Source organism: Streptomyces sp. NPDC006476 (assembly GCF_040612015.1).
Classification (GTDB): Bacteria; Actinomycetota; Actinomycetes; order Streptomycetales; family Streptomycetaceae; genus Streptomyces; species Streptomyces griseorubiginosus_B.
Genome location: NZ_JBEXPK010000164.1, coordinates 1 through 7,498, shown reverse-complemented (window position 1 = coordinate 7,498; position 7,498 = coordinate 1). Strand labels below are relative to the sequence as shown.

The 7,498-nt window shown below is 66.1% G+C and carries 7 protein-coding genes; all 7 read left to right on the top strand.

Translation table 11 applies throughout. The features are described 5' to 3' along the window. Window positions 1–476: 476 nt before the first annotated feature. The 7 genes from ABZZ74_RS51710 to ABZZ74_RS51680 all read left to right on the top strand — a co-directional run bounded on the left by ABZZ74_RS51710 (window position 477) and on the right by ABZZ74_RS51680 (window position 7,101). Window positions 477–785 carry a hypothetical protein gene (locus tag ABZZ74_RS51710; RefSeq protein WP_356951080.1) on the top strand — a complete coding sequence of 103 codons (309 nt, stop codon included), beginning with the start codon at window positions 477–479 and terminating at the stop codon, window positions 783–785. A 538-nt stretch (window positions 786–1,323) separates the two neighbouring features. Continuing rightward, on the top strand, window positions 1,324–2,460 hold the full coding sequence (locus tag ABZZ74_RS51705) for a hypothetical protein (RefSeq protein WP_356951079.1): 1,137 nt from the start codon (window positions 1,324–1,326) through the stop codon (window positions 2,458–2,460). A gap of 12 nt (window positions 2,461–2,472) precedes the next feature. Then, entirely contained in the window at window positions 2,473–2,964 is a 492-nt protein-coding gene (locus ABZZ74_RS51700) for a hypothetical protein (protein WP_356951078.1), read from the top strand. Further along, entirely contained in the window at window positions 2,961–4,079 is a 1,119-nt protein-coding gene (locus ABZZ74_RS51695) for a DegT/DnrJ/EryC1/StrS family aminotransferase (RefSeq protein ID WP_356951077.1), read from the top strand. The genes ABZZ74_RS51700 and ABZZ74_RS51695 overlap by 4 nt, the downstream gene beginning before the upstream one ends. After that, the gene (locus ABZZ74_RS51690) at window positions 4,076–5,236 is read left to right on the top strand and encodes a GNAT family N-acetyltransferase (RefSeq protein WP_356951076.1); all 1,161 of its coding nucleotides are present in this window, start codon (window positions 4,076–4,078) and stop codon (window positions 5,234–5,236) included. Before ABZZ74_RS51695 ends, ABZZ74_RS51690 begins: the two co-directional genes overlap by 4 nt. Before the next feature lie 25 nt (window positions 5,237–5,261). Next, entirely contained in the window at window positions 5,262–5,918 is a 657-nt protein-coding gene (locus ABZZ74_RS51685; RefSeq protein WP_356951075.1) for an HAD-IA family hydrolase, read from the top strand. A gap of 55 nt (window positions 5,919–5,973) precedes the next feature. Continuing rightward, a complete protein-coding gene (locus tag ABZZ74_RS51680; RefSeq protein ID WP_356951074.1) occupies window positions 5,974–7,101 on the top strand; it encodes an MFS transporter in 1,128 nt (375 codons plus the stop codon). Window positions 7,102–7,498: the final 397 nt, after the last annotated feature.

The following is a 7,498-nucleotide window of genomic DNA, read 5'->3' as shown; positions in this document are numbered from 1 at the left end:
AACCCACCTAGGCCACACACACCTACTCAAGGAGCTTGAAAGGTAGGCCCCAGTTTAGACTTTGTCAAGACTAAGACTCGATCGCGATCGCATGAGTAGTGCGCGATACAGTGAAGCAGCTTGACCTGACTATCAGTCAGCTTTTGCTGTCCAGAGGTACAGCGGCACGGTCCGCGTCCCCGAGCCCCGCGACCCGCGCTCCAGGGAGAGTCGCAGTTGAACGTCAGCACGGTGCGGACGGCGCCGCTCAGAGGCAGCGCCAGGAGTCGCCCTCGAGATAGGAGCCGGCTTGCGGGCCCATGCGCAGCATGCCGCCGTCCACGACTCGGCGGCCTTGCCGAGCCGGTCCCGGACCTCCGTTGCAGGAGCAAGCCTGCCGTAGCGCGCGGGCGCGGCCCGTGGTCGGGGGCCATGGATGTCAGCCACGGTGCAGAACCCGAGGCTGTTTTCCACTTCGTGACCGTGGTCGGGGCTTCGTGGTCGAGGGTCTGGTCGGCGCCCGCGGATTTCCTCTTGTGATGTTTCCTTCCGCGGCCGTGGCAGTCTCCGACGGAAACCTTCGATTGCTGCTTGAGCAGCGCCGCAGGAGCGTCGAGAGCGAACACCGCCGAAAGCTGCGAGCGTTCGTGGAAGTCGATCGCAGCACCATGAGCAGCGAGCGGTTGGCCGTGAAGCTGATCGAGTACGCCCGCCTGTTCCAGTACGAGGCCCGGCCAGTCGGCCCGCCGCAGCACCTGCCTGGCTACGGAGAGCTCCAACCCGCCCCGCCACATGATCACGACTGAACACAGGCCCCACCTGGGGTGACTCGGCATCCGCCCGGTCACCGCCGAGCAAGGCCAGCCTCACGGTTCGGCCTGGGCATCTTCCGGTTCGCCGTGGAGAGAACGACCGCCCGGCTTCAGCTGCCTGCGCATCCGCTGGGAACGACGCGTCGGCATCCGCGAAACCTTCCTCGGACTCGACCACCGACCTCATCACCCACCGCCGCGTCCAACGCCTTTTGTTAGTGTCGGACCTCTTCCCTCGGCTGAAATTACTGCGGCTGAAATTGCCGAGTTATTTGACTCTATGAGGACACCGGTCATGCGGGACAGCATTTTCCACGCCGGATCTACGCCATGCAGATGGGGGCATGCATGTCTCGCACGCTGGGGCTGGCAGTGACAGCTGGCGCCACCCCTCGACGCTCGGGGGCCTTGTCGCTCCTGACTGCTCAGCCGACGACGGCCGCGAGCACATCTGCTTGTCTCCCCGGAACGGTGAGCGCGCGAACGCTTCAAATACATCAGGATGAAAGACCAAGCGAAGGGCCGTTGTTGCATGTACCCGCTGTCGCCCCTGAACGTCCCCTCCCGGTTGGGCATCGGTCCGATGTCCGCGAACTGCGTCGACGCGGTGATCGAGGTCGCCGCCCGCAACAACCAGCGCATCATGTTGATCCCCAGCCGCAGACAGGTCGAATGGAAAGCTCTCGGCGGCGGTTACGTCGAGGGCTGGACCGCCGCCGACCTGGTGGCCTACGTACGCGAACGGGACCGTGACCGTCTGGTGCTGGTATGCAGGGACCACGGTGGACCGTGGCAGCACCCGGACGAGCGGTCGATGGATGAGGACGAGGCGATGCTCAGTTGCCTGCGCTCCTTCAAGGAGGACCTCGCGAGCGGCTTCGACCTCCTCCACATCGACACCTGTCTGGAGCGCGACGGCGTGGCCTCCACCGGTGACGCGATAGACCGATTAGTGGGCCTGTACGCGGAGATCTACGCGCACGCCTCAGCCCTGGACCGGCAGGTCATGTTCGAAATCGGCTTCGAGGATCAGAGCGTTGACACCAACGATCCCCGGGAATTCCGAGCCCAGATCTCCGAGGTCTCCCGGCGTCTTTACTCGGCCGGTCTGCCGCGCCCCACGTTCATCGTCGCGCAGACCGCGACCAAGGTGCGGGAGACCGAGAACTGCGGCGCTCTGACTCTCGCGCCGTCCGCTGTCGGCCACACGATCCGCGAACTCGCTGAGATCTGCCACACCTTCGGCTCCGCGCTCAAATCCCACAACGCCGACTACCTTCCCGCCTCGGCCCTGCACGACCTGGCGGTGAACGGTGTGTCCGCGCTCAACGTCGCTCCGGAGTTCGGCGTGGTCGAAACCCGAGCGTTGCTCGGCCTGATGAACGAGGCCGGGTTGACGCGGCAGCGTGAGGAGTTCCTCGCCCTCGCCTTCGAATCCGGGCTGTGGCGCAAGTGGATGAAGCACGACACAACCGCGACCGACGACGACCGCGCCGTTATCGCCGGGCACTACGTGTTCGGCACCGAGGAATTCAGCGAAATCAAGAAGGAGGTCGAGTACGCCTGCCGCAACGACTCCAACACGGTGGACGACCGGCTGCGAGCAGCGGTCGAAGCGGCGATCCAGCACTACCTCAGCCACTTCAAAACGCCCGTCCACGTTGGCTGACCGGAGGACACGATGACCATCTCAGCGCCCGAATACCTCAAAGACCTGCTGCAGACCGAGTTCCAGCACACTCCCGTCTCGCCGGTCAAGCCGTCCGTGACCTACGCCGCGCAAACCAAGACTGTCAACAAGAGCTGGGGCGAGGAACGCTGGCTCGTTCCCGAAGGTGCCCCGTTCGGCTTCAAATTGATCCACCTGAAGGCCGGACACCGCACGAGCCTGCAGTTCCACGAATACAAAGAAGAAGCCAATCTCATCCTCCGAGGTTCGGGAACGCTCTACTACGCTGCCTCCCGAGAAGAGCCGTTGCAGCAGCGGCCACTCGTGGTCGGGGAGATCGTCCATGTCCGGCCCGGCACGGTGCACCGAATCGAGGCTGATTCAGACATCACCCTCGTCGAGGTGTCCACCCCGGAGCTGGACGATGTGATCCGCCTGGCCGATGACTACAGTCGACCGGACGGCCGGATCGCCGCCGAACACCTGGACGGCGGAGGCCGATGACCGACTACCGCGTCCCTCGCTACGACTATCCGGCCCAGTTCGCCGACCTCGACGGCGACCTTCTGCCCCGCATCCGCGAACTGCTCACGAGCGGCAACTACATCCTGGGCGATCCACTCAGCGCCTTGGAACGGTCCCTGGCGGAATACCTGGACGTGCCCCATGTCGTGGGCGTCAACTCGGGCACCGACGCATTGGTGCTGGCGCTCGATGCGCTCGGTGTCGGCCCGGACGACGAAGTGATCACCGTCGCGAACACCTTCCACGCCACCGCCTTGGCGATCCTGCGTGTCGGCGCCCGGCCGGTCCTGGTCGACTGCCGGCCCGACAACTACCTCATCGACTTGGAACAGGCGGAGAACGCGGTTACCCAACGGACCAAGGCACTGATCGTGGTGCACATGTTCGGCCAGGCCGTCGATATGACCGCAGCGGCGGATCTGGCGGACCGCTATGGCCTCGCACTGGTCGAGGACTGTGCGCAGGCCATCGGCGCCCGATTCGACGGTCAGCCGGTCGGCAGCACGAGCAACGCCGGGTGCTGGAGTTTCGCTCCGTCCAAGAACCTGGCCGCCGCAGGCGACGCAGGAGCCGTCTCGGTGCGCGACCAGGAACTCGCCGACAAGCTCCGCCTGCTCCGGCACTTCGGTCAAACATCCCAGAACTATCACGAGGTCGTCGCCTACAATTCCCGCCTGGACAGCATCCAGGCCCTGGTGCTGTCTCACAAGCTGCCCCTTCTGGAGGACTGGAACCGGCGACGTCGCGAGATCGCATCCGACTACCGGGCCAAGCTGTCCGGCCTCCCTGTGTCGTTCCAAGAGGGAGCCGCACCGGACGAGCACGTCTACCATCTGTTCCAGCTTAGGACCCGGCGGCGTGACGAGCTCGCGGAGTCCTTGCAGGCTGCGGGGATCGACGCCGTCGTCCGTTACCCGATCCCGCTGCACCTCCAAGGGGCCTTCCGAAGCCTTGGCCACGAGGTAGGAGCGTTCCCGGTTTCGGAAGCCTTGTCGCGAGAAACCCTCTGCCTCCCCCTCCACCCCGCGCTGAACGCGGACCAGGTCGGTTACGTGACCGAGGCGGTCCACGCGTTCTTCGCCGAGAGTCCATGACCGCCCCCCTGATCCGGGCACCTCAAGACGCAGCCGACTGGCGCTCGTATGAGGATCTCGCCAGTCGCTGCTTCAACGAGCCCGAGATCGACACCCGGCCAATCCGAGACCATTGCGTGGCACGGGTCGCCGATACCAGCATCGGAATCGTCGCTGGAGCGATGGCCTTACGCTGCGACGCTTACTTCGGCGGGGCGGCCATCCCCGCCGCAGGGGTCGCCTGCGTCGCCGTGGCACCCGAGGCACGCCGCCGAGGAACGGCCGCGCGGCTGATCACGGAGATCGTCGATGAACTCCGCAACGAAGGACGCGCGATCGCGCTCCTGTGGACCCCCGCAGCCGGTGTCTACCGGCGCTGGGGGTGGGAGGTCGCCGGCCTCGGCCGACGCTGGATCCTGCCCCTGGCGGCCTTCGCGGACATGCCCCGTCCGCGCCAGATCGAACGAGGCATCGGCCCACGCGGCGTGGAGTTTCAAGACCGGCAGGCCGAGGCCTGGAACGGTGCTCTCAAGCGACCCTCATGGTGGTGGTCCTGGAAGTACCCGAAAAATGATCCCGGCCGGTTCCTCTACCACCTGCTCGGAGCGGACGGGCACGTGGTCGGTCTGGTCGGCTACGAACACCGCCGCAACGGCGCATGGGGCTACGACCTGCTCGTCACCGACATGTGGGCGGCGGATCCCCAGGCCGCCCGCGAGGTCTACGGTTTCCTCGCCGGACACGGCAGCCAGGCCCACCGGGTCATCTTCGACCAGGCGGCTGTGCCGTCCCCGCCACCCTTCCTGTGGGAGCTGCCCCACCACCACGCCAGCGAAGACGCCTGGTATCCGTGGATGATCCGGCTCCTCGACGTTCCGGCTGCGCTGGCCCAACGCAGCTGGCCGACCCCGCTGGCCGGAACCCTGGAATTCACCGTCGAACACGCCGAAGCACCCCCGACAGTGATCACCGTGCAAGTAGACGGCGGCAAGGCGCAGACCGAGCCGGGCGGTGCGGGCACGATCTGCATCCCCGAAACCGCGCTGGCAGCCTGGTACTGCGGGGCGCTGTCCTTGACACAGCTCAGGCAGACACTCCCCGGCGTTGCACCATCCACCCTCGAACTCATGATCGCTTTGACTTCCGGTGCTGGTCCCTGGCTGCCGGATGTCTTCTGAACTGGACCAAAAGGAGGTCTCCAGGTTGGCCAATATCGAGATCACATTGCCGGACGCCACGATGGAGTGCGGCGCGATACTCCTCGACATGGACGGGGTGCTGGTGGACTCACTGGACATCATCGAACGGCACCTGCGCGATTGGGCCCGCCTCCGCGGACTCGACCCTCAGCACGTGGTCGCCCTGTCGCCCGGACGGACCAACGCCGAACTCGTCGCGGAAATCGCCCCCCACCTCGACGCCACCGCTGAAGCGCGCCTCCTGACCGAACGCGAGATCGTCGACACCGACGGAATCACCGCCTGCCCAGGTGCGGCCCCGCTCGTCCAGCGGCTCACCGGCCAGGCGTGGGCCGTCGTGACCTCGGGGCATCGCCCGGTCGCCATGAGCCGGCTCACCACCGCGGGCCTCCCGATACCCAGTGTATTGATCACTGCCGATGACGTCATCATCGGCAAACCCGACCCGGAGGGCTACCTCACCGCAGCGCGACGGCTAGGCATTCCGCCCAGTGACTGCGTCGTGATCGAAGACGCCGCCGCAGGATTGCGCGCCGCGCACGCGGCCGGCATGCGAGCCATCGCGATCGAAGACGGAAAGGGCGGCCCTCAGGCCCCCTATGACCACGCACTCGAATCCCTCACCCTGCTCGACGTCCGCGTGACCGGCCGTGTCCTCTGACCCAGCCAAACCCAAGGCGGCAATTCCGCGTCCGGGGCTGATCGCAATCTTCCTGATGTTCTTCGTTCTCGGCCTCAGCACCGCGGCCCTGGGGGCGGCGCTCCCGAGCCTGCGCCGCATCTACGACCTTCCAGACCAGGACGGCGGCTGGCTGGTCAGCGCCTACAACCTCGGTGCCCTCGCCGCGATCCTGATCTGCGGGCTCGGCAGCCGCAGACTCAGCCAACGGATCGCGCTGCGCACCCTGCTGGCCCTGTTCACCTGCGGCGCAATCGCCATGGGCGTCGTCGGCACCTGGCCCGTCTTCTGTATCGCCACCGTACTCGCCGGCGCCGGGTACGGGGGCCTGACCCTGTACCTCAACTCGATCGTCGCTCGTCACTCCAGCGACGACAGCTTCTCCATACTCAGCCGCATCAACGCCGTATTCGGCGTCGGAGCCATTCTCGGACCTCTTGCGGTAAGCGCAGCGGACACCCATGCCAGAGCGGTGTTCCTGGTCGCAGGTGTGCTCGCGCCGCTCGGCATCGGCGTCGACAAACTCGAGCAGCCGTCCAAGTCTCGAGTTCCGCCGTCGAAGGCAACCACCTTCCGTACGCACCGTCGAGTGGTTGTCGTGTTCTTCGCGCTGGGATTCCTGTACGCCGGGCTTGAGACCGGAATCGGCGCGTCGGAAGCCACTCACCTCGACCGCGTCGGCCACACCGCCGTCACCGCCGCCAGGATTGCATCGCTGTTCTGGGTAGGCCTATGCATCGGGCGCTTCCTCATCCCCACACTCGCCCGCACGCAAGCACCGCGCCGAATCGTCCGGCTGTCGCTCGTCGCAGCCACTGGATCGCTACTCGCCGCAGCGCACCCCCCGATCGCCCCGATCGCTTACGCCGCGTGCGGTTTTTTCCTCGCACCGGTACTCCCGGCCGTCCTGAAGTGGATCGCCCAGACCATGGAGGACAACCAATTGGCGAACGCGCTCCTCTTCACCGCCAGCATGACCGGCAGCGTCGTGCTGCCAGCGCTCGTCGACGTCCTCACCCGTCGCTCTCCTGCGCGCTCCATCCCGCTGTCCATCGCCTGCATATCAATCACGGCGATAGCGACGACATTCCTCATCCCTCGCCTCCTGCAATCGGGGACATCGATCGCTGCGTCCAGCGCCAACGGGGTCAGCCCTGACAGCTGAATGGGGTGTGGCTGGATGTGGGCAGGGGGAATTTGCTGGTCTGCCCAGCGTTTCCACGGTTCTGCTCCGGTCGGGGCCCTGGCGGGGCCGGGTGCCCTCGATGGTGACGGCCATCGCAACGTAGATGACTTTGCTGGTCAATTCACGAAGTCGCTGTTTGCAGCAGGCTGTTGCTGGCATGGTGAGGGGTAGTAGACGTTGCGGGGGGACCGAGGTGGTGACCCGTCATGTCATTGTGGCCCAGGCCTGCGCAGGAGATTCCCGAGCTGACCGTGCGGGTTGCCCGCGCCGCGTTCCCGAGCGCCCGGCACTCCCGGCGCGGGGGAGACCAGGACGCGGTCGCGCGTGATGTCCTCGATGCGCCAGGAGCTGGTGCCCAGCGTGAAGACGTCGCCCA